The organism is Caulobacter sp. BK020 (genome assembly GCF_004342605.1).
GTDB lineage: Bacteria > Pseudomonadota > Alphaproteobacteria > Caulobacterales > Caulobacteraceae > Caulobacter.
The window spans coordinates 98,291-124,459 of record NZ_SLZL01000008.1; the positions used below are offsets into that span (position 1 = coordinate 98,291).

Annotated in this window: 25 protein-coding genes; 16 read left to right on the top strand and 9 right to left on the bottom strand. The window is 68.8% G+C overall.

Features of this window, described 5'->3' with window-relative positions; all coding sequences use genetic code 11:
- Window positions 1–3 precede the first annotated feature (3 nt).
- Window positions 4–1,422, top strand: coding sequence for a UDP-N-acetylmuramoyl-L-alanine--D-glutamate ligase (gene murD / locus EV278_RS11815; protein ID WP_132091222.1), 1,419 nt, complete (start codon window positions 4–6; stop codon window positions 1,420–1,422).
- Here murD and EV278_RS11820 read toward each other — a convergent pair.
- The gene (locus EV278_RS11820; RefSeq protein ID WP_132091225.1) at window positions 1,419–2,435 is read right to left on the bottom strand and encodes a hypothetical protein; all 1,017 of its coding nucleotides are present in this window, start codon (window positions 2,433–2,435) and stop codon (window positions 1,419–1,421) included. The two genes, murD and EV278_RS11820, sit on opposite strands and share 4 nt — an antisense overlap.
- 213 nt (window positions 2,436–2,648) lie before the next feature.
- Here EV278_RS11820 and ftsW point away from each other — a divergent pair, with 213 nt between their 5' ends.
- Both ftsW and murG read left to right on the top strand, forming a co-directional pair.
- Window positions 2,649–3,821 (top strand): putative lipid II flippase FtsW, encoded by a 1,173-nt coding sequence (gene ftsW / locus EV278_RS11825; protein WP_132091228.1) that lies wholly within the window; start codon window positions 2,649–2,651, stop codon window positions 3,819–3,821.
- A 59-nt stretch (window positions 3,822–3,880) separates the two neighbouring features.
- A complete protein-coding gene (murG, locus tag EV278_RS11830) occupies window positions 3,881–4,969 on the top strand; it encodes an undecaprenyldiphospho-muramoylpentapeptide beta-N-acetylglucosaminyltransferase (protein WP_132091231.1) in 1,089 nt (362 codons plus the stop codon).
- 18 nt (window positions 4,970–4,987) lie between these two features.
- Here murG and EV278_RS11835 read toward each other — a convergent pair whose 3' ends face one another.
- Window positions 4,988–6,607 (bottom strand): hypothetical protein, encoded by a 1,620-nt coding sequence (locus EV278_RS11835; protein WP_132091234.1) that lies wholly within the window; start codon window positions 6,605–6,607, stop codon window positions 4,988–4,990.
- A 277-nt stretch (window positions 6,608–6,884) separates the two neighbouring features.
- Here EV278_RS11835 and murC point away from each other — a divergent pair, with 277 nt between their 5' ends.
- From murC to EV278_RS11870, 7 genes are all read left to right on the top strand, one after another.
- Window positions 6,885–8,303, top strand: coding sequence for a UDP-N-acetylmuramate--L-alanine ligase (gene murC / locus EV278_RS11840; RefSeq protein ID WP_132091237.1), 1,419 nt, complete (start codon window positions 6,885–6,887; stop codon window positions 8,301–8,303).
- Between the two features lie 122 nt (window positions 8,304–8,425).
- Window positions 8,426–9,328 carry a UDP-N-acetylmuramate dehydrogenase gene (gene murB / locus EV278_RS11845; RefSeq protein WP_132091240.1) on the top strand — a complete coding sequence of 301 codons (903 nt, stop codon included), beginning with the start codon at window positions 8,426–8,428 and terminating at the stop codon, window positions 9,326–9,328.
- 193 nt (window positions 9,329–9,521) lie between these two features.
- Window positions 9,522–10,931, top strand: a complete 1,410-nt coding sequence (locus EV278_RS11850) for a M20/M25/M40 family metallo-hydrolase (protein ID WP_132091243.1) — start codon at window positions 9,522–9,524, stop codon at window positions 10,929–10,931.
- 74 nt (window positions 10,932–11,005) lie between these two features.
- Window positions 11,006–11,500 carry a GAF domain-containing protein gene (locus EV278_RS11855; RefSeq protein WP_132091246.1) on the top strand — a complete coding sequence of 165 codons (495 nt, stop codon included), beginning with the start codon at window positions 11,006–11,008 and terminating at the stop codon, window positions 11,498–11,500.
- An 89-nt stretch (window positions 11,501–11,589) separates the two neighbouring features.
- The gene (locus EV278_RS11860; protein ID WP_132091552.1) at window positions 11,590–12,720 is read left to right on the top strand and encodes a GNAT family N-acetyltransferase; all 1,131 of its coding nucleotides are present in this window, start codon (window positions 11,590–11,592) and stop codon (window positions 12,718–12,720) included.
- A gap of 24 nt (window positions 12,721–12,744) precedes the next feature.
- Entirely contained in the window at window positions 12,745–13,665 is a 921-nt protein-coding gene (locus tag EV278_RS11865; RefSeq protein WP_132091249.1) for a glycosyltransferase family A protein, read from the top strand.
- Complete coding sequence (locus EV278_RS11870) at window positions 13,548–14,597, top strand: hypothetical protein (RefSeq protein ID WP_165916618.1); 1,050 nt, start codon at window positions 13,548–13,550, stop codon at window positions 14,595–14,597. Before EV278_RS11865 ends, EV278_RS11870 begins: the two co-directional genes overlap by 118 nt.
- Here EV278_RS11870 and EV278_RS11875 read toward each other — a convergent pair.
- From EV278_RS11875 to EV278_RS11885, 3 genes are read right to left on the bottom strand one after another with little or no spacing between them, the layout of a single operon-like run.
- On the bottom strand, window positions 14,587–15,216 hold the full coding sequence (locus EV278_RS11875; RefSeq protein ID WP_132091251.1) for an FMN-binding negative transcriptional regulator: 630 nt from the start codon (window positions 15,214–15,216) through the stop codon (window positions 14,587–14,589). The two genes, EV278_RS11870 and EV278_RS11875, sit on opposite strands and share 11 nt — an antisense overlap.
- Window positions 15,216–15,947 (bottom strand): N-acetylmuramoyl-L-alanine amidase, encoded by a 732-nt coding sequence (locus tag EV278_RS11880; RefSeq protein WP_132091254.1) that lies wholly within the window; start codon window positions 15,945–15,947, stop codon window positions 15,216–15,218. The genes EV278_RS11875 and EV278_RS11880 overlap by 1 nt, the downstream gene beginning before the upstream one ends.
- Window positions 15,944–16,837: a DMT family transporter gene (locus EV278_RS11885; protein ID WP_132091256.1), complete on the bottom strand. Its 894-nt coding sequence runs from the start codon at window positions 16,835–16,837 to the stop codon at window positions 15,944–15,946. The genes EV278_RS11880 and EV278_RS11885 overlap by 4 nt, the downstream gene beginning before the upstream one ends.
- Before the next feature lie 177 nt (window positions 16,838–17,014).
- Here EV278_RS11885 and EV278_RS11890 point away from each other — a divergent pair, with 177 nt between their 5' ends.
- Together EV278_RS11890 and EV278_RS11895 are read left to right on the top strand one after the other, a co-directional pair.
- Window positions 17,015–18,496, top strand: a complete 1,482-nt coding sequence (locus tag EV278_RS11890) for an NAD(P)/FAD-dependent oxidoreductase (protein ID WP_132091259.1) — start codon at window positions 17,015–17,017, stop codon at window positions 18,494–18,496.
- 760 nt (window positions 18,497–19,256) lie between these two features.
- On the top strand, window positions 19,257–20,348 hold the full coding sequence (locus EV278_RS11895) for an alpha/beta hydrolase (RefSeq protein ID WP_243692169.1): 1,092 nt from the start codon (window positions 19,257–19,259) through the stop codon (window positions 20,346–20,348).
- A 115-nt stretch (window positions 20,349–20,463) separates the two neighbouring features.
- Here EV278_RS11895 and EV278_RS11900 read toward each other — a convergent pair whose 3' ends face one another.
- Both EV278_RS11900 and EV278_RS11905 read right to left on the bottom strand, forming a co-directional pair.
- Window positions 20,464–21,114 carry a DUF3052 family protein gene (locus EV278_RS11900; RefSeq protein ID WP_132091262.1) on the bottom strand — a complete coding sequence of 217 codons (651 nt, stop codon included), beginning with the start codon at window positions 21,112–21,114 and terminating at the stop codon, window positions 20,464–20,466.
- Window positions 21,114–21,920, bottom strand: a complete 807-nt coding sequence (locus tag EV278_RS11905; RefSeq protein WP_132091265.1) for a crotonase/enoyl-CoA hydratase family protein — start codon at window positions 21,918–21,920, stop codon at window positions 21,114–21,116. The genes EV278_RS11900 and EV278_RS11905 overlap by 1 nt, the downstream gene beginning before the upstream one ends.
- Before the next feature lie 310 nt (window positions 21,921–22,230).
- Between EV278_RS11905 and EV278_RS11910 the strand changes: the two genes are divergently transcribed.
- Window positions 22,231–22,584 carry a response regulator gene (locus EV278_RS11910; RefSeq protein ID WP_057183985.1) on the top strand — a complete coding sequence of 118 codons (354 nt, stop codon included), beginning with the start codon at window positions 22,231–22,233 and terminating at the stop codon, window positions 22,582–22,584.
- 51 nt (window positions 22,585–22,635) lie between these two features.
- Window positions 22,636–23,247, top strand: coding sequence for a pyridoxamine 5'-phosphate oxidase family protein (locus EV278_RS11915; protein ID WP_132091268.1), 612 nt, complete (start codon window positions 22,636–22,638; stop codon window positions 23,245–23,247).
- A 225-nt stretch (window positions 23,248–23,472) separates the two neighbouring features.
- Here the strand turns inward: EV278_RS11915 and dksA are convergent, their stop codons facing one another.
- Together dksA and EV278_RS11925 are read right to left on the bottom strand one after the other, a co-directional pair.
- Entirely contained in the window at window positions 23,473–23,901 is a 429-nt protein-coding gene (gene dksA / locus EV278_RS11920) for an RNA polymerase-binding protein DksA (protein ID WP_012287706.1), read from the bottom strand.
- Between the two features lie 175 nt (window positions 23,902–24,076).
- Window positions 24,077–24,505, bottom strand: a complete 429-nt coding sequence (locus EV278_RS11925; RefSeq protein ID WP_132091271.1) for a flagellar assembly protein FliX — start codon at window positions 24,503–24,505, stop codon at window positions 24,077–24,079.
- A gap of 232 nt (window positions 24,506–24,737) precedes the next feature.
- Here EV278_RS11925 and EV278_RS11930 point away from each other — a divergent pair, with 232 nt between their 5' ends.
- The gene (locus EV278_RS11930) at window positions 24,738–25,850 is read left to right on the top strand and encodes a flagellar basal body P-ring protein FlgI (protein WP_132091274.1); all 1,113 of its coding nucleotides are present in this window, start codon (window positions 24,738–24,740) and stop codon (window positions 25,848–25,850) included.
- Window positions 25,850–26,164: a rod-binding protein gene (locus EV278_RS11935; protein WP_243692170.1), complete on the top strand. Its 315-nt coding sequence runs from the start codon at window positions 25,850–25,852 to the stop codon at window positions 26,162–26,164. The genes EV278_RS11930 and EV278_RS11935 overlap by 1 nt, the downstream gene beginning before the upstream one ends.
- Window positions 26,165–26,169 lie beyond the last annotated feature (5 nt).

Genomic DNA, 26,169 nt, shown 5'->3' on the forward strand with positions numbered 1-26,169 from the left:
GCCATGATCCCGGTCCGCGGTTTCGAGGGCAAGACCGTCGCCGTGTTCGGCCTGGGCCGGACGGGGCTGACGGCCGCGCGCGCGCTGATCGCCGGCGGGGCCAAGGTGGCGCTGTGGGACGAAAAGCCCGCCAGCCGCGAGGCGGCCGTGGCCGAGGGCCTCAGCGTGGTCGACCTGTCGATCGCCGACTGGAGCCAATTCGCCGCCCTGATGCTGTCGCCGGGCGTGCCCCTGACCCATCCCAAGCCGCACTGGACCGTGACCAAGGCCAAGGCGGCCGGGGTCGAGGTGCTGGGCGACATCGAGCTGTTCGCCCGCACGGTCAACGCCGCGCCCGAGCACAAGAAGCCCAAGATCGTCGCCATCACCGGCACCAACGGCAAGTCGACCACCACCGCCCTGATCGGCCACCTGTGCCGCCAGGCCGGGCGCGACACCCGGGTGGGCGGCAATATCGGCGAGGGCGCGCTGGGCCTGGAGGACATGCACGGCGGCGCGGTGTACGTGCTCGAACTGTCGTCCTACCAGCTGGACCTGACCTCCAGCCTCAAGCCCGACGCCGTCGTGCTGCTGAACATCTCGCCCGACCACCTGGACCGCCACGGCGGCATGGACGGCTACATCGCCGCCAAGCGCCGGATCTTCCTGAACCAGGGCAAGGGCGACACCGCCATCATCGGGGTCGACGATCCCTGGTGCCAGCAGATCTGCACCGAGATCACCGCCGCCAACCGCCGCACCATCTGGCCGATCAGCGCCGGCAAGGCCATGGGTCGGGGCGTCTACGCCCTGCAGGGCGTGCTGTACGACGCCACCGGCGAGCGGGTGACCGAGATGGTCGACCTGCTGCGCGCCCGCAGCCTGCCCGGCCGTCACAATTGGCAGAACGCCGCGGCCGCCTACGCCGCCGCCCGCGCCCTGGGCGTCCCGCCGCACCAGGCGGTCGACGGCCTGATGAGCTTCCCCGGCCTGGCCCACCGGATGGAGACGGTTGGCCGGATCGGCAAGGTGCGCTTCATCAACGACAGCAAGGCCACCAACGCCGACGCCGCCCGCCAGGCGATGTCGTCCTATCCCAAGTTCTACTGGATCGCCGGCGGCGTGCCCAAGGCCGGCGGCATCGACGACCTGGTCGACCTATTCCCGCGCGTGGCCGGCGCCTACCTGATCGGCCAGGCGGCCGAGGACTTCGGCAAGACCCTGGAGGGCAAGGCCCCCATGCGCCAGTGCGGCGACATCGAGACGGCGGTGGCCGCCGCCTTCGCCGACGCCGCGGCGTCGGGCGAGGAGGCCATCGTCCTGCTGTCGCCCGCCTGCGCCTCGTTCGACCAGTTCGCCGACTTCGAGCAGCGGGGCGAGGCCTTCCGCGCGGCGGTCATGGGGCTTGGCAAGGCGCCGGCCTCGGCGGCGAAAAGGGCCTAGGGCGCGACGAACGCCTTCCGCGGGGCCAAGCCGACGGCGCCGGCTTTGGCGCCATAGAGCACCGCCCATTCGTAGAATGGCAGGGCGCCCAGGTTCAGGCCCTCCCACGGAAGGCTGGCCGGGGGCGGCTGGACCTCGACGCGCGTGCCCGGCCCCCTTCCGACAGTGAAGGTCTGTTTCGGGCCGGCCGCTCCGGGCGCACCGAAGCCAAGACCCAGCTCCGCGCCGCGGTCCCAGATCGCCGGAGGCGGGCTCCGGGAAATATAGACGATGCTCGGCGCGCCGCTGTCCAGCAGGGCGGGCGCGCATAGCGGCGTGGTCTTGCCGTCGGTCAGGCAGGCCGGAACGGCGTTGTCGGCCCAGAACGCGCCGCCGGCCCCGCGCGGGTCGCGCGGCAACTGGAACAGCGTGAAACGGCCACGTTCTTCCGGCGAAGGATTGAGGATCAGCTTGCCGGGGCCGGCGTCGCCCGGCAGGGGCAGGACGACGATCCAGGCTTGGCCGCCGATCCTGGTCAACGGATTGTCGGCGGCGCCGGCCCGCAGTCCGACCCCCAGGATAGCCTTGAAGCCCTCGGCGGGATTGGCCGCGCCGATGCGATAGTCGGCCGGGGCGATCGAGGCGGCCGGACAGGTCGGCCTGTCCGGCGCGCAGGTCACCGCCTGGGTCCGGCTCACGGCGGCCGTGACCTCCAGTCGGCCGCCCAGCGAGATCCTGGTGGGCGCGGTCACCCCGGTCAGCACGACGCCGTTACGGTAGAAGGCTCGGGCCGGGCGGGCGGACTTGTCGGGTTTTGAGGCGATGTCCGCGCTGGGCAGGGCGTTCAGGCCCGTGGAGCCGGTGTCGAGCATGGCGTCGATCGGGGCGCCGCCTTCCAGCGCGATGGGAATCGAATAACGCGGCGGACCGTTCGAGAAGCGCGCCTGGCTGATCGGGATTTCCACGCGATCGCCGGCGGTTTCCGAAGCGCCGGCGATCGCCAGCAAGCCGACCAACAGATGCGCGAGGCTCATGGGAAATCCTTGTCCTAAGACCGCCAGGCGGCCCGAGCTCGACGAACGATCTACCTTAGGTTTCGCCGCTCGTCCCGTTCGGGATGTCTTCGCCGCAAAAAATTCGCGAAGCGGCGCGACGAGGGCTAAGGAGGGCCATCGCCGCGCGATTGGTCGCGGCCGACAGAGCTCCGCCGCAACACTCGATTAACCCTAAACTCCGACCCTCCGGCCATGACGTTCCAGACCACCCACGCCTTCGCCCGCACCGACCGCTCGCGGCTTGGCGTCTGGTGGTGGACGACCGACCACTGGCTGCTGGGCGCCACGGCGGTCCTGGTCACGGTGGGCGTCCTGCTGTCGTTCGCCTCCAGCCCCGCCGCCGCCGCGCGGATCGGCATCGACGACCAGTTCCACTTCGCGGTGCGCCAGTGCATCTTCGGCCTGGGCGCGGCGCTGATCGTGCTGTCGGTGTCGATGCTCAGCCCCCGGGGCATCCGCCGCGCGGCCTTCTTCATCTATATCGTGGCCATCGGGGTGATGGCCGCCCTGCCCTTCATCGGCCACAGCGCCAAGGGCGCGGCCCGCTGGCTGCTGATCGGCGGCTTCACCTTCCAGCCGTCGGAGTTCATGAAGCCGGCCCTGATCGTGCTGGTCTCCTGGATGTTCGCCGAGGGCCAGAAGGGCGAGGGGGTGCCGGGCGTGTCGATCGCCTTCGCCCTCTATTTCATCGCCGTGGCCCTGCTGCTGGTCCAGCCCGACGTCGGCCAGACCGTGCTGATCACCATCGCCTTCGGGGCCGCCTTCTGGATGGCCGGGGTGCCGATCTCGTGGATCATGGGCCTGGGCGCCGTGGCCGTCGGCGGGCTGATGTCGACCTATTTCCTGTTCGACCACGTCCACGCCCGGGTGCAGAAGTTCCTCAGCCCCGACCAGGCCGACACCCACCAGATCACCCGCGCCGCCGAGGCCATCCACGCCGGCGGCCTGTTCGGGCGCGGCCCCGGCGAGGGCGTGATGAAGCGCCACGTGCCCGACCTGCACACCGATTTCATCTATTCGGTCGCCGCCGAGGAGTACGGCCTAGTGTTCTCCCTGGCCCTGATCACCCTCTTTGCCTTCGTGGTGGTGCGCGGGCTCTACAAGGCCATGAAGCTGACCGACACCTTCGAGCAGGTGGCCGCCTCAGGACTGTTCGTGCTGGTGGGCCAGCAGGCCTTCATCAACGTGGCCGTGAACCTGAACATGATCCCCACCAAGGGCATGACCCTGCCCTTCATCAGCTATGGCGGCTCGTCGATGCTGGCCATGGGCCTGACCCTGGGCATGGCCCTGGCGTTGACGCGCAAGCGTCCGGGGGCCTATGGCGGGGCGGGAGAGTTCGACCAGGCGGGGGGCCTGGCCTAGGAGTCTCCGAGGAGAGCCGCCTTGCCCGTCATTCGCTCGCGTACCGGAGCCGTTCCACAATGAGCAAGCTGGCCGTCGTCGCCGCCGGGGGAACCGGCGGGCACCTGTTCCCCGCCCAGGCCCTGGCCGAGGCCCTGGCCGCCCGCGGCTGGCGCATCGTGCTGGCCACCGACGAGCGCGGCGCGCTCTACGCCGACAAGTTCCCGGCCCAGGAGCGCCTGGCCCTCTCCGCCGCCACCGCCAAGGCCGGCGACCCGATCGGCATGGCCAAGGCCGGCCTGGCGGTCTGGCAGGGGGTGAACCAGGCCAAGGCCGCCTTCAAGCGGCTGGACCCGGCCGTCGTGGTCGGTTTCGGCGGCTACCCCGCCCTGCCCGCCCTTCTGGGCGCCCTGGCCCAGAAGCGGCCCACCGTGATCCACGAGCAGAACGCGGTGCTGGGCCGCGTGAACCGCTACCTGGCGCCCAAGGTCGACGAGGTCGCCTGCGCCTTCCCGACCCTGCAAAGGGCCAAGCCGTCGGTGAAAGCCCGCGCCCACGTGGTCGGCAATCCCGTGCGGCCCCCGGTGCGCGCGCTCTACGACGTGCCCTACCTGCCGCCCGAGGTGCAGCTGCGCATCCTGGTCACCGGCGGCAGCCAGGGCGCGCGCCTGCTGTCCGAGCTGATCCCCGAAGCCGTCGCCAAGCTGCCCGAGGAGATCCGCGGCCGCCTGAAGGTGTTCCAGCAGGCCCGGGCCGAGAGCATGGAAGGGGCCCGCAAAACCTATCGCAACGCCATGGTCGAGTGCGAGGTCGCTCCCTTCTTCCGCGACATGGCCGGCTATCTGCGCCAGGCCCACCTGGTGATCGGCCGCTCCGGCGCCTCGACCTGCACCGAGCTGGCCGTGGCCGGCCGGCCGTCGATCCTGGTGCCGCTGAAGATCGCCGCCGACGACCATCAGCGCTTCAACGCCAAGCTCCTGGAGCAGGCCGGCGGCGCGGCCGTGTGCCTGGAGGACGAGCTGACCGTCGACGCCATGGCCGGCGCCCTGAACGCCCTGCTCAAGGACCCCGAGCGCCTGGCCAGGATGGCGGCGGGCGCTCGGTCGGTGGCCAAGCCGGACGCGGCGGAGGAACTGGCGGACCTGGTGGAGAGGACGGCGCGGGCCTGAGCCGCCCTCCCCCTCGCCCTACGACTTGCCTTGGGCCGGCGTCGTGTAGATCGGGCTGAGGTCGTTCCAGACCTTGTCGGCGTTGAAGACCAGGCCGTCGGCGACCTCCGGCGGGGTGTCGACGAACTGGACCTCGGCCGTGGTCTTGAAGCCGTTGGCGGAACGCGAGATCTCAGCGCCGTACATCGTCTGGACCATATACTGCTGGTAGTCGGCCCGCTTGCGGATCACGAAGCCGGGTTTGCCGGCGTCGCGGGCTAGCTGGGCGGCGCGCAGCAGCATCATCTCCTCGACGGCGGCGTGGGTGGAGAACGCGCCCGAAAACTCGATCGACGCACCCTTGCCGTCGGCGGTCTTCTTGTCCTTGAAGCCGTTCGGTTTGAACCAGGCGCTCTGCTTGGAATACGAGCGGTCGGCCCGCTCCAGTGGCGGCAGAGCCTTGGCGAAGCTGGCCGGATCCAGCCGCTTGAGGGCGTCGGTCCTGTTGCTGGCCATCAGCATTTCCATCTGCGCGACGCCGGACGGCGCCAGTGAGACCATGCCAGCCGGCGTCGGCGGCCGCAGCTTCTGGATCAAATCCAGCGTCGCGGGTGTGGCGGGCAGTTCGTTGTTAAGGGTCTCGAGGGTGGCGCGCGCCTCATCGATCTTGCCGTCGTTCACCTGCACCCAGGCCTCGGCGACGGTGATGAAACGCTGCGCGGTTTTGGCCTGATTGGCGCGCAGCGTCGCCGCCAGGCTAGCCAAGCGATCCTTGTCGTCCGCCGCCGGCGGCGCCGCGGCGGCGGCCTTGAACCGGGCGATCAGGGGCCCTGCCTGAGCGTTTTGGCCCGCACGGGCGAAAGCCAGGGCGGCGCGCGCCACGAACACCGGATCGCCCGTGGTCGCAGGCAGGGTGAAGCCGCGGGGCAAGCCGATATCGCCAAGCGACGAGGCCTGCGAGTCGGCCGCCGCGCTCCAGTCCGCCGCCGCGGCCGCGTACTGGCCGCCCCACTCGCGCGATTGGGCGCGGGCGACCAGCAGGTCGGGCTCCAGCGCCGCCACGCGGGTCAGGACGCGGTCCTTGTCGGGCGACCAGCGTGGATCGACATTGAGAATCCGTACTGCGGCCAGGCCTACCTCCAGCGAATAGGGCCGGGCGTCGGCAGCCTTGATCGCCAGGGCGGAAGCCTCGTCGAACCGCTCCTTCTTCAGCTTGGTGGCCGCCTCGAAAAGCTGGGTCGAAGCCCCCAGCGAGCGGGCGAAGGTGGCGTCGTCGACATTGCCGGCGGCGACCTCGTGGGTGGCCGTCAAGTCGGCCAGAGCGGCGTCCAGGTTCCCGGCCTCGACCTGATGCAGAGCGCGGGCCTTCAGCAGGTTGACCTTGCGGGCCCAGTAGCGATCGAGCATCGGATCGGCCAGCACCGTGTCGCAGGCCTTGACCCCGTCGGAACCCTGGGCGGCGGGCGCTTCGCGACTGGCCTCGGGCAAGCCCATCAGGCCGGCGGTCATGATGGCCGGCACCAGCCGTCCCAGCGTCACGGCGGCGTTCTCCGGCTTGGCCAAGCCGTCGCAACGAACCCAGTCGCTGGGCTCTCCAGCCATGACGGGCCCGGCGCCGAACGCCACGGCGCCAGCCAGCAACAAGACCTTGATACGCATGCACGCTTCCCCCGAAAGCGATTTCAACCTTGGCCATGGGTAGCCGGATTTTCGCCAAACGGGAACGAGGATTCAGCTGGAGATTGCGCCGCTCAATGCCGCGGCGCCCTGCAGGTCGAGGTGGATCGAGGTCCGGAGCCGTTCACGATGCTCGGCGGCCGATGGTCGCCTCCCGCCCCCTAGCTGACCTTTTCTCAAGGAAGAGGAACCGCAAATCCACACGATCTGCACCAAACATCCCGTTTCACCCCGCCGCCAAATCGTCTAATCGGGCTGGATGATCCAGCGTCGACGACCCGTCCCCTTCGAACTCGGCCCCGTGCACTTCATCGGCATCGGCGGCATCGGCATGTCCGGCATCGCCGAGATCATGATCCGCATCGGCTACACCGTGCAGGGCAGCGACGCCAAGGCCAGCGCCAACACCGAGCGGCTGGAAAAGCTGGGCGCGCGGATCTTCATCGGCCACGACGCGGCCCATGTCGACGGGGCCTCGGCTGTCGTCTATTCGACCGCGGTCAAGGCCGACAATCCCGAGATGGTCGCCGGCCGCGACAAGCGCCTGCCGCTGGTGCGCCGCGCCGAGATGCTGGCCGAGCTGATGAGACTTCAGTTTTCAGTGGCCGTGGGCGGCACGCACGGCAAGACCACCACCACCTCGATGGTCGCCGCCCTGCTGGACGCCGGCGCGCTGGACCCGACCGTGGTCAATGGCGGCATCATCAACGCCTACGGCACCAACGCCAAGGTCGGCGAAGGCGACTGGATCGTGGTCGAGGCCGACGAGAGCGACGGCAGCTTCCTGAAGCTGAAATCCACCGTGGCCATCGTCACCAACATCGACGCCGAGCACCTGGACCACTGGGGCGACTTCGACGCGGTCAAGAAGGGCTTCCGCGACTTCGTCGAGAACATCCCGTTCTACGGCTTCGCCGCGGTGTGCATCGACCATCCCGAGGTCCAGGCCCTGACCGCCCGGATCGAGAATCGCCGCCTGGTCACCTACGGGACCAATCCCCAGGCCGAGGTGCGGGTCTCCAACATCCAAATGGGTCCCGATGGGGCGCAGTTCGACATCGTCGTCTCGCCGCTGTCGGGCGAACAGGTCCGTTACGAGGGCCTGAAGATGCCGATGGCGGGCCATCACAACGTGCTCAACGCCACCGCCGCCGTGGCCGTGGCCCGCGAGCTGGGCGTCGACGCCGAGGCCATCCGCGCCGGCCTGGCCGGCTTCGGCGGGGTCAAGCGCCGCTTCACCACCACGGGCGTCGCCAACGGAATCCGGATCGTCGACGACTATGGCCACCACCCGGTCGAGATCGCCGCCGTGCTGAAGGCCGCCCGCGCGGTCTCGACCGGCAAGGTGATCGCCGTGGTCCAGCCGCACCGTTTCACCCGCCTGCGCGACCTGATGACCGAGTTCAGCAGCTGCTTCAACGACGCCGACACGGTGATCGTCGCCGACGTCTATACGGCCGGCGAGCAGCCGATCGAGGGCGTCGACCGCGACCACCTGGTCGAAGGCCTCAAGAAGTTCGGCCACCGCCGCGCCCTGCCGCTGGAAAGCCCCGCCGCCCTGCCGGCCCTGGTCGCCCAGGAGGCCCAGCCCGGCGACCTTGTCGTGCTGCTGGGCGCCGGCGACATCACCGCGTGGGCCTATGCCCTGCCGGGGCAACTGGAAGCGCTGGCGAAGTAGATTCTCGGGGGGAGGGCCCCCTCAGTCGCTCCGCGACAGCTCCCCCAGAGGGGGAGCAGCTTGGTTCAATAGATCCTCCCCCCTGGGGGAGGTGGCCCGTAGGGCCGGAGGGGGCTCGGGCAATGAGCTGGAAGCAAAATCTCCCCGCCGTTCGCGGCAAGCTGCTGGTCGACGAGGCCCTGGCGCCGTTCACCTGGTTCCGGGTCGGCGGCCCGGCCGACGTGGTGTTCCTGCCGGCCGACGAGCAGGACCTGGCCGATTTCCTCAAGACGCTGGACCCGGCCGTGCCGGTGCTGGCCATCGGCGTCGGCTCCAACCTGCTGGTCCGCGACGGCGGCGTCGACGGGGTGGTGATCCGGCTGGGCAAGGGCTTCAACACCGTCGAGGCCCTGGGCAATAATCTTATCAAGGCGGGCGGCGCCGTCCCCGACGCCATCCTGGCCCGCAAGGCGGCCGAGGCCGGCATCGCGGGCCTGGAATTCTACGCTGGCATCCCCGGCACGGTCGGCGGCGCGGTGATCATGAACGCCGGATGCTACGGCTCCGAGACCGTCAACGTCGTGAAGTCCGTCCGCGTCATGGACCGGGCCGGCCAGGTGCGCGATCTGGCGGTCGACGACCTGCACTACACCTATCGCCACAGCGCCCTGCAGGACGGCGAGACCGTGATCGTGCTGGACGCCGTCTTCGAGGGGACGCCCGGCGATCCGTCCGAGATCAAGGCCCGCATGCGCGAGATCACCGAGCGCCGCGAGACCACCCAGCCGATCCGCGAGAAGACCGGCGGCTCGACCTTCAAGAACCCGCCGGGCCACTCGTCATGGAAGCTGGTCGACGAGGCCGGCTGGCGCGGGCGGCTCTATGGCGGGGCGATGTTCTCGCCCCTGCACAGCAACTTCCTGATCAACACCGGCGAAGCCACCGCCGCCGACCTGGAAGGCCTGGGCGACACGGTCCGCGCCGACGTGCTGGCCAAGACCGGGATCCAGCTGGACTGGGAGATCAAGCGGATCGGGCGGGCGTAGTTTTTCAACCGCTGTGACCGGGGACATGCACTTGTGCGTGTCCCCAAGTCCAGGCTCGGCGCCTCTGATGCGGCTGGGGACACGCACAAGTGCATGTCCCCGTCTCAGCCCAAAGGTTACGGATAGTTCATCCGGTTGTTGCCTATTCCCGGCGCATAGCGGTGCTATGAACCCCTCGAACGAGGGAGATTTCATGCGCCTGCTCCGTACCCTGCTGACCGCCGCCGCCGTTTCCGCCCTGCTGGCCGGGGCGTCGCACGCTCAAGACGCCAAGACCGCCGAGGCCCTGCGCGACAAGGCCCTGCTGGACCGCACGGCCTGGGACGTCACCGAGGACCTGACCACCACCATCGGCCCGCGCCTGGTCGGCTCGCCGGCCATGGCCCGCGCCAAGGACTGGAGCGTCGCCAAGTTCAAGGCCCTGGGCTTCACCAACGTCAAGGTCGAGGAGTTCGCCAAGCCGTCGTGGACGCGCGGCGAGGAGAGCGCCGAGCTGGTCGCCCCCTATCCCATGAAGCTCGACATCGTCGGCCTGGGCCGCACCGTGCCGACCCCCGCGGGCGGGATCGAGGCCGAGGTGGCGCTGTTCAAGACCTATGCTGAACTGATCGCCGCGCCGGAAAGCGCCGTGAAGGGCAAGATCGTGGTGATCACCCAGCCGATGGTCCGCGCCCAGGACGGCGCCGGCTATGGCGTAGCCGGGATCTCGCGCCGGTCCGGGCCCGTCGAGGCCGCCAAGCGCGGCGCGGTCGGCCTGCTGATCCGCTCGGTCTCGACCTCGGACTCCACCGTGCCGCACACCGGCGTCACCGCCTTCGGCGACGGCGTCGTCTCGATCCCCTCGGCCGCCGTGGGCGTGCCGGAGGCCGAGCAGCTGGAGCGCCTGGCCGCCAAGGGCCCGCTGCGGATCAAGCTGAAGCTGGCCTCGACCGTCGACCCGGCCGACGTGGCCTGGAACATTTCGGGCGAGATCAAGGGCTCCGAAAAGCCCGACGAGGTGATCGTCATCGGCGGCCACCTGGACAGCTGGGACGTCGGCACCGGCGCCCTGGACGACGCCACCGGCGTGGCGATCACCACCGCCGCCGCCAAGCTGATCGGCGACCTGCCCAAGCATCCCAAGCGCACCATCCGCGTGGTGATGTTCGGCTCCGAAGAAAGCGGCGGCTCGTCGGAAGCCTATCTGGCCGCCCACAAGGACGAGGTCCCCAAGATCGTCCTGGCCGGCGAGAGCGATAGCGGCGCCGACCGCGTCTACAGCCTGCAGATCGCCAAGGGCGCGGCCGACCATCCGGCCATGAAGACCGCCGCCCGCGTCCTGGCCCCGCTGAAGATCTATCTGGACCGCAACCCGCCGGCCCACGCCGGGGCCGATATCGAGGGCCTGGAAGGCGCCGGCGTGCCGGTGGTGGCCCTGAACCAGGACGCCAGCCGCTACTTCGACTACCACCACACGATGGACGACACCCTCAACAAGGTGCGGCCGGACGAACTGGCCCAGAACGTCGCCGCCTGGGCCAGCTTCATCTACCTGGTGGCCGACAGCGACATCGACTTCCGCGCGCTCAGCGCCGCGGCGCCGGCGTCGGCTTCGGGACACTAGGCCAGCGGGCTCCGACGAGGGATGCGAGGGGATCGCCCCTCGCATCCCCCGCCGAACGCGCTATATCCACGCCCATGGCCGAAGCTTTCAACGACAAGACCCTGGCGGGCGACAAGGCGGTCCGCTACGCCGAGGTGGCCGACGAGATCGCCGCGGTGCTGGACGGCGAGACCAACCTGACGGCGCGCATGGCCACCGTGGCCTCGATGCTGGCCAGCAGCTTCGACCACTATTTCTGGACCGGCTTCTACGTGGTGGATCCGGCCAAGGACCGCGAACTGGTGGTCGGCCCCTATCAGGGAACCCTGGGTTGCCTGCGCATCGCCTTCGGGCGCGGCGTCTGCGGCGCGGCGGCGGAGACCGGCCAGACCCAGCTGGTCGCGGACGTCCATGCCTTTCCGGGGCACATCGCCTGCGACAGCCGCTCGCAAAGCGAGATCGTCGTGCCGGTGTTCGACGCCTCGGGAACGCTGCTGGCGGTGTTCGACGTCGACTCCGATAAGCCGGCGGCGTTCGACGCCGTCGACCAGCATGGCCTGGAAAAGATCCTGAAGACCACATTCGCCTGAGAAGCGTATCGGGCCGATACAAAGTGGCCCGGTGGTTGCAATCCTGATCCACATCTTTCCCTAACCGGATCGGATTAGGACATATGGCGATGCTGGATATCGAGACCCTCCACCCGCTGGCCCTGAACGAGGCCGATCTGCGGACCTGGCGCGACATGGCGGCGGCGCAGCCGGCGTTCCATAGCCCGCTGCTGGGTCCCGACTTCGCGCGCGCCGTCGGGGCGGTGCGTGACGACGCCCGGGTGGCCGTGATCCGCCGCCGTGGCGAAACCCTGGGCTTTCTGCCGCATCATCGCCGTCCCGGGGCCATGGCCCGGCCGATCGGCTCGCCGCTGGCGGACTATCACGGCCTGGTCTCGCGCCCGGACGCCGGCCTGACCGCCCCCGAGGTGCTGCGCGCCGCCGACCTGACCGCCTATCGCTATACCGGCCTGATCGATCCCCACGGCGTGTTCGGCCGGACCGAGACCAAGGCCGCCCACGTGATCGACCTGGCCGGGACCGAGGCCGAGGCCTATCTGGAGGCCGTCCGCGCCGCCAGCCCCAAGAAGATCAAGAACTGGCGCCGGCTGGACAACAAGCTGGAGCGCGAGGCGGGCGCGGTCACCCTGGTCGGCCCCGACCACTCCCGCGAGGCCTTCGACCAGTTGATCGCCTGGAAGCGCGAACAGCTGGAACGCACCGGCGTCCACGACTTCCTGGGTCCCGACTGGACGCGCGGCCTGATGCTGGACCTGTTCCAGAAGCGGACAGGCCCGTTCCAGGGGCTGATGATCAATCTCTACGCCGGCGGCCAGCTGGTGGCCGGCCATTTCGGCGTGCGGCTGGACGGCGTCTATCACCCCTGGATCGCCTCGACCAATCCGGCCCATGGCGAGTGGTCGCCGGGCCAGATCTTCTTCATGCGCGCCATCGCCGCCATGCCGGGCCTGGGCCTGCACCACTACGACCTCGGCCCCGGCCACGACCACTACAAGGGGGCCTACGCGCTCAGCCAGGTCCAGATCGGCGAGGGCACGGCCACGGCCGCGACCATGGCCGGCCGCGTGGCCCATTCGCTGGACGGGGTTTTGGCCCTGGCCGGTTCGCGGGGCGCGGGCCCGGTCGGGCGGCTGACCCGCCGGATGGAGGCCATCGCCAGCGTCGAGCTGACCATGGGCGGGCGGATGCGCGGCCTGGTCGACGCCTTCGCTAACCAAGCGCAAAGGCGCGGCGGATAAGCTGGGCCAAAGCCTGGAGTCGCCATGCACGTCACGGTCATGATCCCCACCCAACGGCGTCTCGGCGGCCTGGCCGTCGCGGCGCGTTCGGTGTTCGCCCAGGTCGGCGTCGATTTCGCCCGCCTGGAGCTGGTGGTCGTCGACAACGACCAGGCGCCGTCGGCCCAGGCGACCGTCGCCGAACTGGCCGCCCGGGCTCCGTTTCCGGTCCATTACGTCCACGAGCCGCGCCCCGGCGTGGCCCATGCCCGCAACGCCGGCATGGCCAAGGCGGGCGGCGAGCTGATCGCCTTCCTCGACGACGACGAGGAGGCCCCGGCCGGATGGCTGGCGGCGTTGCTGGCCGCCCAGGCCCGCTACCAGGCCGACGTCGTGTTCGGACCGGTCCGGGCCCGCGCCCCGGCCAGCGTGACCCGGCACCGCGACTATCTGGAGCGCTTCTTCTCGCGCGAAGGCCCGGTCGAGGCCGGGGTCATCGACCACTATTACGGCTGCGGCGACAGCCTGCTGCGGCGCGCCGCCCTGCCCGACCCGGTCGCGCCGTTCGCCATCGAGCGCAACCACATCGGCGGCGAGGACGACATGCTGTTCGGCCACATGCGGGCCGGCGGCGCGCGGTTCGCCTGGGAGCCGGCGGCCTGGGTCTGGGAAGATCCCGTGCCCGATCGCCTCTCGCTGGATTACACGATCCGCCGCGCCTTCGCCTACGGCCAGGGCCCCTCGGCCCACTGCGCCGCCGCCAGCCCGCCCGACCGCCTGGGCGTCGCCCGCTGGATGGCCGTCGGCCTGGCCCAGAGCGCGTTGTTCGGCCTGGTGGCCGGCTTCAAGTGGCTGACCCGGGCCGGCGACCGCGCCGACTGGCTGGACCGCGCCGCCCGCGGCCTGGGCAAGACCCTGTGGTGGGGCCCGTTCAAGATCCAATTCTACGGAAGGACCGCGTCGTGAGCATCATCAGCGACTGGACCGACGACAAGGCCAAGGCTTTCGGCCGCGACAACCTGGTCTTCCAGCACGGCCTGCACCAGCGGCCGATGTTCGACGACGAGGGCCTGGCCCGCCTGCTGGACCAGTATCCGCGCGACCAGCTGGGCGTGTTCACCATGGGCGAGGACCCCAAGGCCTGGACCACCTGGCGCAAGGGCGCGGCGGGCAATCTGACCGGCGACCAACTCCTGGAGGCCGCCCAGGCCGGACGGATCTGGCTGAACCTGCGCAAGACCAACGACTTCGTGCCCGACTACGCCGCCCTCTGCGACGAGATCTTCGCCGAGAAGGAGGCCCGCGTCCCGGGCCTGAAGACCTTCAAGCGCGACCTGGGCATGCTGATCAGCAGCGCCAACGCCCAGGTCTTTTATCACCTGGACGTGCCGCTGGTGTCGCTGTGGCAGATCCGCGGCCGGAAGAAGGTCTGGGTCTATCCGGTCGCCGATCCCTATGTGGGCGAACTGGCGCTTGAGAAGATCGTGCTGAAGGAAACGGCCGAGCAGTTCGCCTTCGACCCCGCCTGGGACGCCGGCGCGGAAGCCTATGACCTGACGCCCGGGACCATGGTCACCTGGCAGCAGAACGCCCCGCACCGGATCGAGAACGGGCCGATGCTGAACGTCTCGATCTCGATCGAATTCATGACCCCGCCGGCCCTGATGCGGGCCAATGTCATCTACGCCAACGGGGTGCTGCGCCGCCGGCTGGGCGCCCGGCCGCGCGTGCAGAGCGGCTTCGGGCCGACGGCCCTGGGCAAGCTGGCCGTGGCGCGCGGGGCCAAGGCCCTGAACCTGCAGACCCCGCATGTGCGCCACCTGCCGGTGACCTTCGGCCTGGACGCCCAGCGGCCCGGGGTGCTGGTCGAGGGAGCCGGGGACGGGATCAGGTCCTAGGGCCAGCCGGTTCGGACCCGGCATCCCGCATCCACCCCGCCACCGGGTGATCGCCCAGCGCGGCGACCACCCCGGCGCGTTCGGCGGCGCTCTTGTTCTGGCTGAGCTTCCAGGTTCCCTCCAGCCGCTCGACGCTCAGGCGGCAGCCGATAATGCCCCGCAGCAGGGTCTCGAAACGCGCCGGAGTCATCTTGGCGCGGGTCCAAGGCGGCTTGGGCGCCAGGCGCGCCTCTTCCTGGGCCGAGAGGTCGTCGAGAAGCGCCAGGGTCTCCTCGGCCGACAGGGGCGCGACCAGACCCTCGGCCTCGACGGAGACGTAGTTCCAGGTCGGGACCTGATCCTCGCTGCCGTACCAGTCTGGGCTGACATAGGCGTCCGGGCCGGTCGCCAGGGCCACGGCGCGGAAGCCCTGCACAACGAACGGCGCCAGGGCGTTGCCGCGCGACAGGTGGAAGTCGAGGGCGACCTCGCCGAAGTCCAGCTCGCGAACCACCACCGGAGCCTGGGCGACGAACGGCCGGCCGCCGACGGCGGCCGCCAGGGTCACGAACGGATGGGCGCGGACGAAGGCCAGCAGCGCCTGGCGATCCTCGACCCGGAACCCCTTGGCCGGATGCATCAGCCCGCCGCCCGCAGCAGGGCGACCAGCCGCGCCCGGGTCTCGCCGTCGGCGACGCCGTCGAAACGGGTCTGCAGCCAGTGGCGCTGGAAGGCGGCCACCACCGTCTCGGTCCATTCGTCGTACTGGCCCGACGGCGCGCAGTTGTAGCCCAGGCGGGTCAGGCCGGCCTGCAGGGCGAAGACGCCGGTTCCCTCCTCGCCCCGGCCCAGGGGCGCGCCCGGCGAGGGCGGCGGCTCGACCCACAGGCCGTGGCCAGCCTGCGCCAGGCGCTTCCAGGGGAACAGCTCGCCCGGATCGATCTTGCGGCCGGGGGCGATGTCGGAATGGCCCAGGATGCGGTCGTCGTCGATGGTCCAGCGCGAGCGGATGTCGGCCAGCAGGTTGATCACCGCCGCGACCTGGGCGTCGGGGAACGGACGATAGCCGAATTCGTGGCCGGGATTGACGATCTCGACGCCGATCGAGGCCGAGTTGATGTCCTTGACGCCCTTCCAGAAGGCGGCCCCGGCGTGCCAGGCGCGGCGCTCCTCGGGCACCAGCCGGAAGACCCGGCCGTCCTCCTCGACCATGTAGTGGGCCGAGACCTTGGCCTCCGGATCGCACAGCCGCGCCAGGGCCGCCTCGCCGGTCTCCATGCCGGTATAGTGCAGCACGATGCAGTCGGGCACGGCCTTGCGCGCGTCGAAGTTCGGCGACGGGGCGTCGATCAGCGCCTTGGGCGACGTCATTGAGAGCGGTTCCTCGTCAGCAGCAGCAGCGGCATCACCTGGTTCTTGCGCAGGGCGATGATCAGCACCCCCACTAGCGCGAGCAGCGTGCCGAGTCCCATCCGGGCGTCGAAATGATCGTGCGTGATCAGCACGCCCAGGCCAATGGTCATCAGCGGAGTCATCAGGGTCAGCGGCGCCACCAGGTTGGCGTCGTGGCGCTGGATCAGGCCGTAATAGGCGGTGTGGGCCAGGACCGAGACGATCAGGGCCGAGAACAGCAGGGCCGCCAGGAACGGCCAGCCGGCCTTCAGGGCCAGGCCCGGGGCGCCGGGTTCCGTGGCGAGGCTCAGCAGGGCCAGCGGCAGGATCGAGGTGGCGCCCACCCAGGCCTGGAACTGCAGCGGCTTCACGCCTTCGATCTGCTTCATCATCACCGCGCCCAGCGAGCCGGTGAAGGCCGAGGCGACGATGAACCACAGGCCCGGCGACAGGCTCAGGCCGTGCGGGTTCCACATCACCACCACCGCGCCGGTCAGGGTCAGGGCGATGCCCAGGCCGCGCTTCCAGCGCACCTTCTCGCCCAGCAGCAGCATCGACAGGATCGTCGTGAACGGCACGGCCAGCTGGATCACCACCGCCGAAGCCGAGGGCGAGGCGGTCCGGAAGCCCATGAACAGCAGGGCGAAGTTGCCCGCCCCCATGAGCAGGCCGACCGCCACGATCCGCCACGCCGGTCGGGGCGCGGGCAGCAGCCAGGGCAGGGTCACCGCCGCGACGATCGCGAACCGCACCGCCGCATAGAACAGCGGCGGCACGCCCCACTGGGCGACCACGATCTTGGAGACGATGTTGTTGCAGGCCCAGACCAGGCAGACCAGGACCAGCACGCCGAAGTCGCGCAGGGACATGGGAGGACCGATACGCGTCGCCGGTGAAGGTTTGCAATCAAAACCGATCGTCGCCGGCGCGCTCCTTCGCGACGCCGCGGTTGACGTTCCGCCTAAACGGTCGTTTGCTGGTGAACAATGTTCACATACGCGAGCGTCCGGACCACCGGACCGGGTGAACCTCAGGGTGGAAGCACGATGGCCATCGAGCACTTCGACGTACTGATCGTGGGCGCGGGCCTGTCGGGCATCGGCGCGGCCTACCACCTGCAGCGCGACTGTCCGGGCAAGACCTACGCCCTCCTCGAGGCGCGGGCGGCGATCGGCGGCACCTGGGACCTGTTCCGCTACCCCGGCATCCGCTCGGACAGCGACATGTACACCCTGGGCTACGCCTTCAAGCCGTGGCGCGAGGCGAAAGCCATCGCCGACGGCCCGTCGATCCTGCGCTATGTCCGCGAGACCGCCGACGAGAACGGGATCACCCCGCGCATCCGCTTCGGCCACAAGGTCAAGCGGGCCAGCTGGTCGTCGGAGACCGCGACCTGGACCGTCGAGGCCGAGCACGAGGGCCGGATCGTCAAGCTCACCTGCGGCTTCCTGTCGATGTGCAGCGGCTACTACAATTACGACGCCGGCTATACGCCCGACTTTCCGGGGACCGAGCGGTTCCGGGGCCGGATCGTCCATCCCCAGCACTGGCCCGGGGACCTCGACTACGCCGGCAAGCGGGTGGTGGTGATCGGCAGCGGCGCGACGGCCGTGACCCTGGTGCCGGAAATGGCCAGGACCGCCGGCCACGTGACCATGCTGCAGCGCTCGCCCACCTATGTGGTGTCGCGGCCGGCCGAGGACGGGCTGGCCAACTGGCTGCGGGCGAAGCTGCCGGCCATGACCGCCTACGGGATCACGCGCTGGAAGAACGTGCTGATGCAGATGCTGTTCTTCCGGATCGCCCGCAAGAAGCCGGAAAAGACCAAGCAGCAGCTGCTGGGCCTGGTGCGCGAGCACCTGGGGCCCGACTACGACGTCGAGACCCATTTCACGCCGCGCTACAATCCGTGGGACCAGCGGCTGTGCCTGGTGCCGGACGCCGACCTGTTCGCCTCGATCAAGGCGGGGACCTCGTCGGTGGTCACGGACCAGATCGAGACCTTCACCGAAGACGGCCTGCTGCTGAAGTCGGGCCAGACCCTGCCCGCCGACATCATCGTCACCGCCACGGGCCTGCGCATGCAGCTGCTGGGGGAGATGGAGGTCGTCGTCGACGGCCGGAAGATCGCGCCGCACGAGACCACCAGCTACAAGGGCATGATGTTCAGCGACGTGCCGAACCTGGCCTCGACCTTCGGCTACACCAACGCCAGCTGGACCCTGAAGGCCGACCTGACGGCCGAATATGTCTGCCGCCTGCTCAAGCACATGGACCGTACGGGCGCGCAGATCTGCACCCCCCGCCTGCCGGAGGGCGAGATGGAGATCGAGCCCTGGCTGGACTTCTCGTCCGGCTACGTCCAGCGCGCCCTGGCCGTGCTGCCCCGGCAGGGAACCAAGGTCCCGTGGAAGGTGCACCAGAACTACGCCCTGGACCTGATGGCCCTGCGCTACGGCAGGGTTGACGACGGGACGATGGAGTTCTCCACGGCCCGGGCCCCGGCGAAAGCGCGGGAAGCGGCCTAGGCTCCGCCCCCTGTGGGGGCGGACAGACCGCGAAGCGGTCAGGTGGGGGCAAGTGTTCGCCGGCACGGCTTCTCATCCTCACGCTTCTGGCTGTGAGTTAGTGGAAAGGGTCGCGGAGCGCCGGACATCGTCCGGAGTTTGAAAAACAATACCGTTTCGACGAAGCCCGATCGCTCCGCGCGGTCGTTATCCGGAAGCCTGCGGCGTTGAGCCCTGTTAGAGCCTCGCCGCCTTGAAGCCTCCGACGGGCGGGCCAGGTCAACGAAACCCGGTCCCGGACCGCGAGCCTGTCAAAGCCCGCCTGTTGCTAAGTCAGCCCTTGCATCACGTCGTATCTGTATAACAGGCCCGACCGGCACCAGAGACGCAAGGTTTGGTCCTCCGAAGAGGACCGCCGACAGAGCTTCCCGCTCGATCGCCCCTCGCCGCCGCATCGGTCGCTGGCCATGCGCCCTTTCCATGCGACGAGGTGAGATCAGGATAGGCCCGGTCCGGAAGGGTGAGGATCAAATCGGGTCGAGATTTTTCAGGGCGTTGATTTGGTTGGAGTTTGCCCGCTATCCGCCGAGCGTAAACCCCCAAACTCCGCTCATCCCGGCATTCGCCGGGATGAGCGGATCAAAAATCGAGATGAAGGAAGCCAGGACACTCCAGGCATGAATTTTACGCATGGCTCCCCACAGTTTACGTCGATTGTCGATCCTCGCCATAGGGCCTTCAATGCAGACATTGCCGAAGTCAGGCGCCCTGGGCCCAGTGAATGCTCGTCGCCGACGAAGTATCGGAGCCAATCAAAATCATGAGATTCTTCATCCGCGTCGCGCTGACCACCACCGTGCTGCTTGGCGCCAGCGGTCTCGCTCTGGAACTGGCGCATTGCTTTGCCGGTCAACGGCCTCCCCTCTCGTTGGAGCCCCCTCGGACGCCAGCACCGCTCGACGCGTGGCCTGTCGGCGATACGGAGCGGGTTTGGTCAGCGTCCCATGGCCTGGTCCAGGCGCCTATCTGGCCTGGCGAGCCCCCGAACATGGTCGGCGCCCAATCCGATCCAGAAAGCGTGCGCGTCGCCAAGACGCCCGACGCGCTCACGGGCGATCGATCCGAAACGGTGCTCAACGTTAGCCGTCCGACCATGACGATCTATCCGCCCAAGGGACGCAATACGGGCGCCGCGATCATCGTATTTCCCGGCGGCGGTTTTCGCGCGGTGGCGATCACGTTGGAGGGGACTGAAGTCTGCGATTGGATCGCGGCCAGGGGCGTGACGTGCATCCTGTCCAAGTATCGGGTGCCCGGCAGCAACCACTACTGGAACCCCCAGTGCCGCTGTGTCATTGACCCCAAGCCGCCCCGCGCGCTCCAAGACGCCCAACGAACGATCCGCCTCGTCAGGACGCGAGCCGCCAGCCTGGACGTTGATCCGCACAAAATCGGCGTCATGGGCTTTTCGGCTGGGGGGTATCTGGTGGCCCAGACCAGCAACATCTTCGAGTCTAGTTACGCGCCGGTCGATGGGGCGGACCGCGTTAGCAGCCGCCCTGACTTCGCCATCGCTTTCTTTCCTGGGCATCTCTGCCGGAATGGCGCCTTGGATCCTGGCATACGGGTCACCGGACGTACCCCACCGACCTTCTTACTTCAGTCCTGGGACGACCCAGTAGATCCCATCTGTAACAGCACACTGTATGCCCGAGCGTTGAATGACGCGAACGTATCGGCCGAAGTTCACCTATTCGCCCATGGCGGCCATGCTTTCGCACTAAGGCGTAATCATTCGCCTGACACAGTCTGGCCCGGTCTGCTGGAAAACTGGCTGGCTCAGATCGGCATGCTGTCCGATCCGTCACGGTAGCTCTAATATCGATTTATTCTCCAGGCTTGAGCTTGGCCAAGCTTTTGAATGTCCGCATTTCGCCCGACCATCAGGGTCAGTTACGGGTCGAAGCCGCCAGCCGGCCGTCCCAACGCTAGTCCTCGTCGTCGAAGCCCTCGTCCTCCTCCACCGGCGCGGCCTTCACCGCCGCCCCGCCCTTGCGCTTCACGAACCGCAGGGCGGTGTGGGTCTTGGAAAACGCGCAGACCTTGGTGTCGACCAGCCCCCGCTCGCGCGCCGCGGCCAGGATCTCGACGTCCTTCAGCGGCGCGCCCTTGCCCTTCTGGGCGACGATCCAGAGCGCGCCCTTGGGCCCCAGCCCGCCGGCCAGGTCCTCGAGCCGGTCGAAGTCGGCCAGGTCCTCGACGCCCAGGAACAGCAGGTCGATGTCCTCATAGGCCTCGACGGGTTCGACCCGCGTCGACAGCTCGTCCAGGAACTCGGCATCGTCGATCCCCTCGACCACCACCGTCTGGCCGGCCCTGACGCCCAGCTTGTCCAGGCGCCCGGGCGGGTTCTGGATGGCGTGCAGCCACTTGGCCGCCTGGCCCGGCTCCAGCGTGAAGCGCGTGCCGTCGCTGAGCACCAGGTCGTCGCCCTCGACCCGCAGGTCGCGCAGGGCATGGCCCTGGTAGATGCCGCGCACGGCGCCGCGGAAGATCAGCTTGGGCGGCTCCCATAGCAGCTTGCCGTCGCTCTCGCCGTCCGACAGCTGCCCCCAGACGCCCTTGGCTTCCTTGCCCATCACGACCCCCGGAAGTTGGGCTGGCGCTTTTCGAGGATGGCCTCGACGCCCTCCATGTGGTCGTCGGTGTGGTGGGCGATGGCCTGGGCCGACGCGCTCATCTCCATCAGGGTTTCGTAGCTGGCGCTCGTGCCGTGCTTGAGCAGGCTCTTGGCCATGCGCAGGGCGTGGGGCGGCTGCTGGGCGATGCGGGCCGCCAGGGCCAGGGCCTCGTCCATCAGGACGTCGGCCGGCACGGCCTTGCTGACCAGGCCCCAGGCCTCGGCCTTGGCCGCGTCGATCACGTCGCCGGTGAAGAGCAGTTCGGCGGCGCGGCTCATGCCGATGGTCCGCGGCATCAGCCAGGCCCCGCCGTCGCCGGGGATCAGGCCCAGCTTCAGGAAGGTCACGCCGAACTTCGCGGTGTCGGCGGCGATGCGGATGTCGGTCATGCAGGCCACGTCGCAGCCCAGGCCGATGGCCGCGCCGTTCACGGCCGCGATCGAGGGGACCTCCAGGCCGTAGATGGCCCGCACGATGCGGTGGATGTTCTTGCGGTAGCCGTCGCGGACCTTGACGCCGTTGCCGCCGAACGCCCCTTCCCGCGCCTTCATCGCCTTGACGTCGCCGCCGGCCGAGAAGGCCCGCCCCGCGCCGGTCAGGATCACGCAGCGGATGTCCTGGTCGTCGTTGATCGCCTCGCAGGCCGCCGCGACCTGGTCGCCGTCGCCGGGGGCGCCCAGGGCGTTCAGGGCGTCGGGCCGGTTGAGGGTGAGGATGGCCACGTGGCCGCGCTTCTCGGTCAGGATCAGGGGGTCTTGCGACATGCCAGCGGCTCCGGTGTTTGGCCCTGCATAACGCAAATCATGCAGGGAGAAGCAAGAGACCAGCGCTCATCGGACCGCGTTCTACAAACTAAGGTTAATCCCTGACTTCGCTCAAAACAGACAAGACTCTGGGCTTGCTATTGTGATCACACACAAGACCTGGAAGATCTTGGGCGGTGAGAACAAGACGCAACAGCAGGCCTGCGACATTTTAGACAAGCTGAGCCATAAAAACCGTTAGCGCAGAAGAGAATCATAGGTTTCTACTAAGGTCAGGGACGATTTTGAAAAGCGGTGGCGTGCAGTGCTCATGTCCCACAGACATGCTTTGATCATCGAGGACGAAATCCTCATCGCGATGGAAGTTGAGGCCCTGCTCGGCGAGCAGGGGTTCGACAGCTTCGACATCGCGGAAAGCCCGCAGGACGCGCTGGATTGCGCGCTGCGGCGTCCGCCCGACCTGATCACCGCCGACTATCGCATCGTCGGCGGCACCGGCGTCGAGGCGGTCACCGCCATCCTGGCTCGGCTGGGGCCCATCCCCGTGGTCTATGTGACCGGCAACGCCGACCAGCTGGGCGCGCGCACCCGCGCCGTGGTCGACAAGCCGATCTCGCCCCACCGCCTGGCCGAGGCCTGCGCCATGGTCCAGAGCGCGGCCTAGGCGCCTCCATCTCCCGACGACTATGCTGGCGGCCCGCAGGGGAGCCGCCCAATGATCATCGACACGCTCGAAGCCCTCGAAGCGCTCTACACGCCGGCCCCCGCCCCGGCCTCGACCGTCAAGGTCGCCGACCGCATCACCCCGCACTATCGCGCCCTGATCGAGGCCTCGCCGTTCCTGGCCCTGGCCACCGCCGGTCCCGAGGGCCTGGACTGCAGCCCGCGCGGCGACCAGCCCGGCTTCGTCCGCATCCAGGACGAGCGGACGCTGATCCTGCCCGACCGGCGCGGCAACAACCGCATCGACAGCCTTCGCAACGTGATCCGCGACCCGCGCGTGGCGCTGATGTTCCTGATCCCCGGCTCGGGCACGACCTTCCGCGTCAATGGGCGGGCGGTGATCAGCGCCGATCCCGACCTGCTGGAAAACTTCGCGGTCGAGGGCAAGGCGCCGCGCACCTGTCTGGTGGTCACCGTGGTCGAGGCCTATTTCCAGTGCGCCCGCGCCATCGTCCGCTCGGGTCTCTGGACGGCGGAGAGCCAGGTCGATCCCCGATCCCTGCCCACGCCCGGCGCGATGCTCGCGGCGATGAGCGAGGACGCCGAGGGCGGCGAGGCCTACGACAAGGCCTGGCCGGAACGGGCGGCGGCGACGCTCTGGTGAATCCTTCTCCCCTTGCGGGAGAAGGTGGCCTCCGAAGGAGGTCGGATGAGGGGTCGCACCGCACTTGCCCGCTCTCACGGTTTGCGGCTGAACCGCTCCTCAACCCTCATCCGTCAGCTTCACTGACACCTTCTCCCGCAAGGGGAGAAGGAAGAAACGAAAGCGGCCTCGCCCGGGTGGGGCGAGGCCGCTTGAAACACATCGAAGTCGAAGGTCGGTGAACCTTCAGTCGTCGCGGTGAACCCGTTCCCGGCGTTCATGGCGTTCCTGGGCTTCCAGGCTGAGCGTCGCGGTGGGCCGCGCGTCCAGTCTCGCCAAACCGATCGGCTCGCCGGTCTCTTCGCAATAGCCGTAGGAACCGTCCTCGACCCGGCGCAACGCCTGGTCGATCTTGGAGATGAGTTTTCTCTGACGATCCCGGGTGCGAAGCTCCAGCGCCCGGTCAGTTTCCGACGACGCACGATCGGCGAGGTCGGCATGGTTTTCAGTTTCAGCCTGCAGGTGGGAAACCGTCTCGCGAGATTCGCGGAGGATCTCTTCTTTCCAGGCCAGGAGCTTCTGCTTGAAATATTCAAGCTGACGCTCGTTCATGAATGGCTCGTCGTCCGAAGGACGATACGAGTCGGGTACCTTAAGAACAGTGGCCGTTTGCATTAACGCCTCACGCCCCGATGAACTCCGCCCAGGTCAGGCGGGGTGCTTATACCAAAACGATAGCCCGGTTCAATGAACCTCGCATGAGCGCGATGTTCAGCACCGTGCACGGATGTCCCGATTCTGGGGACGACCGGTGAACAATGTTCTTCCATGGGCGATTTCATCGGCATGGTCAGCCCAGCCGCGCCTGTTCCAGCTTGGCCGCCTCGACAGCCGCGCGGGTCTCGATCTCGTTGAGGATCGCCTCCAGCTTGGGGTCGTCGGTGGCCTCGCGATGCTCGCGGACGGCGCTCTTGAGCCGCGACAGCGTGCCGGTCGAGACCTCGCCGTCCAGGGTGGCCAGCTTCAGGGCGTCCAGCAGGTCCAGCAGGCCGCCGGCCCGCTTCACCGCCCGGCGCTTGCGCTCCATAGGATCCAGGTCGGCCTGCAGGGCCAGCAGGGCGTCCAGCGAGCCGATCCCGGCCACGCCGCCCGCCTGGGTCACGCCGCTCGCGGCGCTCGCGCCGCCGACCGAAGGCAGGGAAAAGCCCGATCCGCCGCCCGTCGGTTTGGCCCGCGACGCGCCAACCGCGCCCGCGCCTCCCGTACTGGAAACCTTCATGACGAAACGCTGCTCCGGCGACGAAACAAGGGAGTCACCTCTTCTCGTTAACCACATCTTGCTGAGCGGCGCTTGCGGTATGGTTAATGCCGGGCAGAATCTGCCGAAGCAGAATGTCGCAGGCAGGAAATCACCGCCTTTCGACTGATTTCATTGTATTTTTTCCAGACTCAAACCTGGCCCGGATCTGGCATGGGGCGGCGCGGGGACGCCACCCCGCCGCAGGATCGCCATGTCTCGTTCACTCTTTGCTTCCGTTCTGGGCCTCGCCCTCGCCGCTGTCGCCCTGGTCGCCTCGCCCGCCGACGCCAAGTCGCGGATCAAGGACATCGTCGCCTTCGAGGGCGTGCGCGACAACCAGCTGGTCGGCTACGGCATCGTCGTGGGCCTGAACGGGTCGGGCGACAGCCTGCGCAACGCCCCGATGACCAAGCAGAGCCTGGAGGCCATGCTCGAGCGCCAGGGCGTCAACGTCCGCGACGGCAACCTCAACACCAAGAACACCGCCGCCGTCATGGTCACCGCCAACCTGCCGGCCTTCGCCGCGACGGGCGCGCGCATGGACGTCACCGTCTCGACCCTGGGCGACGCCAAGAGCCTGCTGGGCGGCACCCTGCTGGTCACCTCGCTGCAAGGCGCCGACGGCCAGACCTATGCGGTGGCGCAAGGCTCGGTGCAGACCGGTTCGGTCTCGGCCGGCGGGGCCTCGGGCAGCTCGGTGACCAAGGGCGTGCCGACCGCGGGCCGGATCGCCGCCGGCGGCATCATCGAAAAGGAGACCGGCTTCCAGATGGTGAACATGGACGTGCTGCGCATGACCCTGCGCAATCCGGACTTCACCACCTCGCGCCGGATCGCCGACGCCATCAACCAGCGCTTCCCCAACTGCGCCCAGGCCCAGAATCCGACCATCGTCGCGGTCCGCCCGCCGGCCGGCATGGACATGATCAGCTTCGTCACCGCCGTCGAGAACCTGGAGGTCGAGCCCGACGCGCCGGCCAAGGTGATCATCGACGAGGTGGCCGGCGTGATCGTCATGGGCGACGACGTCCGCATCAGCCAGGTGGCGATCGCCCAGGGCAACCTGACCATCTCCGTCCAGGAGACCCCGGCCGTCAGCCAGCCGGCCCCGTTCAGCCAGGGCCGCACCGCCGTCGTCCCGCAATCGACCATCAGCGTCGACGAGGAGAAGGGCCGCAAGCTGCTGACCCTGGGCGGCGGCGCCTCGCTGAAGAGCCTGGTCGGCGGCCTGAACGCCCTGGGCGTGACCCCGCGCGACATGATCTCGATCCTGCAGGCCATCAAGGCCTCGGGCGCCCTGCAAGCCGACATCGAGGTGATGTGATGAGCGTCTCCACCCTCGCCGCCCCCACGGTCGACACGGTCGGCCAGACCGCCGCCTCGACCGCCGAGCTGCTCAAGCGCGGCAAGATCCGCGAGACGGCCCAGAAGTTCGAGGCCTCGTTCCTGTCGGTGATGATGCAGTCGATGACCGCCAGCATGAAGACGCCGGAGGTCGGCGGCGGCGGGACCGGCGAGGACATGTTCAAGTCCCTCCTGGCCGAGGAGATGGCCAAGCAGGTCTCCAAGGCCGGCGGCATCGGCGTGGCCGCCGCCGTCCAGAAGGAAATGCTGAAGATGCAAGGTCTCAAGGAGTAGCCCGC

Coding starts and splice junctions, on each gene's coding strand:
- murD (WP_132091222.1), top strand. CDS start 4: ATGATCCCGGTCCGCGGTTTCGAGGGCAAGACCGTCGCCGTGTTCGGC.
- EV278_RS11820 (WP_132091225.1), bottom strand. CDS start 2,435: ATGAGCCTCGCGCATCTGTTGGTCGGCTTGCTGGCGATCGCCGGCGCT.
- ftsW (WP_132091228.1), top strand. CDS start 2,649: ATGACGTTCCAGACCACCCACGCCTTCGCCCGCACCGACCGCTCGCGG.
- murG (WP_132091231.1), top strand. CDS start 3,881: ATGAGCAAGCTGGCCGTCGTCGCCGCCGGGGGAACCGGCGGGCACCTG.
- EV278_RS11835 (WP_132091234.1), bottom strand. CDS start 6,607: ATGCGTATCAAGGTCTTGTTGCTGGCTGGCGCCGTGGCGTTCGGCGCC.
- murC (WP_132091237.1), top strand. CDS start 6,885: ATGATCCAGCGTCGACGACCCGTCCCCTTCGAACTCGGCCCCGTGCAC.
- murB (WP_132091240.1), top strand. CDS start 8,426: ATGAGCTGGAAGCAAAATCTCCCCGCCGTTCGCGGCAAGCTGCTGGTC.
- EV278_RS11850 (WP_132091243.1), top strand. CDS start 9,522: ATGCGCCTGCTCCGTACCCTGCTGACCGCCGCCGCCGTTTCCGCCCTG.
- EV278_RS11855 (WP_132091246.1), top strand. CDS start 11,006: ATGGCCGAAGCTTTCAACGACAAGACCCTGGCGGGCGACAAGGCGGTC.
- EV278_RS11860 (WP_132091552.1), top strand. CDS start 11,590: ATGCTGGATATCGAGACCCTCCACCCGCTGGCCCTGAACGAGGCCGAT.
- EV278_RS11865 (WP_132091249.1), top strand. CDS start 12,745: ATGCACGTCACGGTCATGATCCCCACCCAACGGCGTCTCGGCGGCCTG.
- EV278_RS11875 (WP_132091251.1), bottom strand. CDS start 15,216: ATGCATCCGGCCAAGGGGTTCCGGGTCGAGGATCGCCAGGCGCTGCTG.
- EV278_RS11880 (WP_132091254.1), bottom strand. CDS start 15,947: ATGACGTCGCCCAAGGCGCTGATCGACGCCCCGTCGCCGAACTTCGAC.
- EV278_RS11885 (WP_132091256.1), bottom strand. CDS start 16,837: ATGTCCCTGCGCGACTTCGGCGTGCTGGTCCTGGTCTGCCTGGTCTGG.
- EV278_RS11890 (WP_132091259.1), top strand. CDS start 17,015: ATGGCCATCGAGCACTTCGACGTACTGATCGTGGGCGCGGGCCTGTCG.
- EV278_RS11895 (WP_243692169.1), top strand. CDS start 19,257: ATGCTCGTCGCCGACGAAGTATCGGAGCCAATCAAAATCATGAGATTC.
- EV278_RS11900 (WP_132091262.1), bottom strand. CDS start 21,114: ATGGGCAAGGAAGCCAAGGGCGTCTGGGGGCAGCTGTCGGACGGCGAG.
- EV278_RS11905 (WP_132091265.1), bottom strand. CDS start 21,920: ATGTCGCAAGACCCCCTGATCCTGACCGAGAAGCGCGGCCACGTGGCC.
- EV278_RS11910 (WP_057183985.1), top strand. CDS start 22,231: ATGTCCCACAGACATGCTTTGATCATCGAGGACGAAATCCTCATCGCG.
- EV278_RS11915 (WP_132091268.1), top strand. CDS start 22,636: ATGATCATCGACACGCTCGAAGCCCTCGAAGCGCTCTACACGCCGGCC.
- dksA (WP_012287706.1), bottom strand. CDS start 23,901: ATGCAAACGGCCACTGTTCTTAAGGTACCCGACTCGTATCGTCCTTCG.
- EV278_RS11925 (WP_132091271.1), bottom strand. CDS start 24,505: ATGAAGGTTTCCAGTACGGGAGGCGCGGGCGCGGTTGGCGCGTCGCGG.
- EV278_RS11930 (WP_132091274.1), top strand. CDS start 24,738: ATGTCTCGTTCACTCTTTGCTTCCGTTCTGGGCCTCGCCCTCGCCGCT.
- EV278_RS11935 (WP_243692170.1), top strand. CDS start 25,850: ATGAGCGTCTCCACCCTCGCCGCCCCCACGGTCGACACGGTCGGCCAG.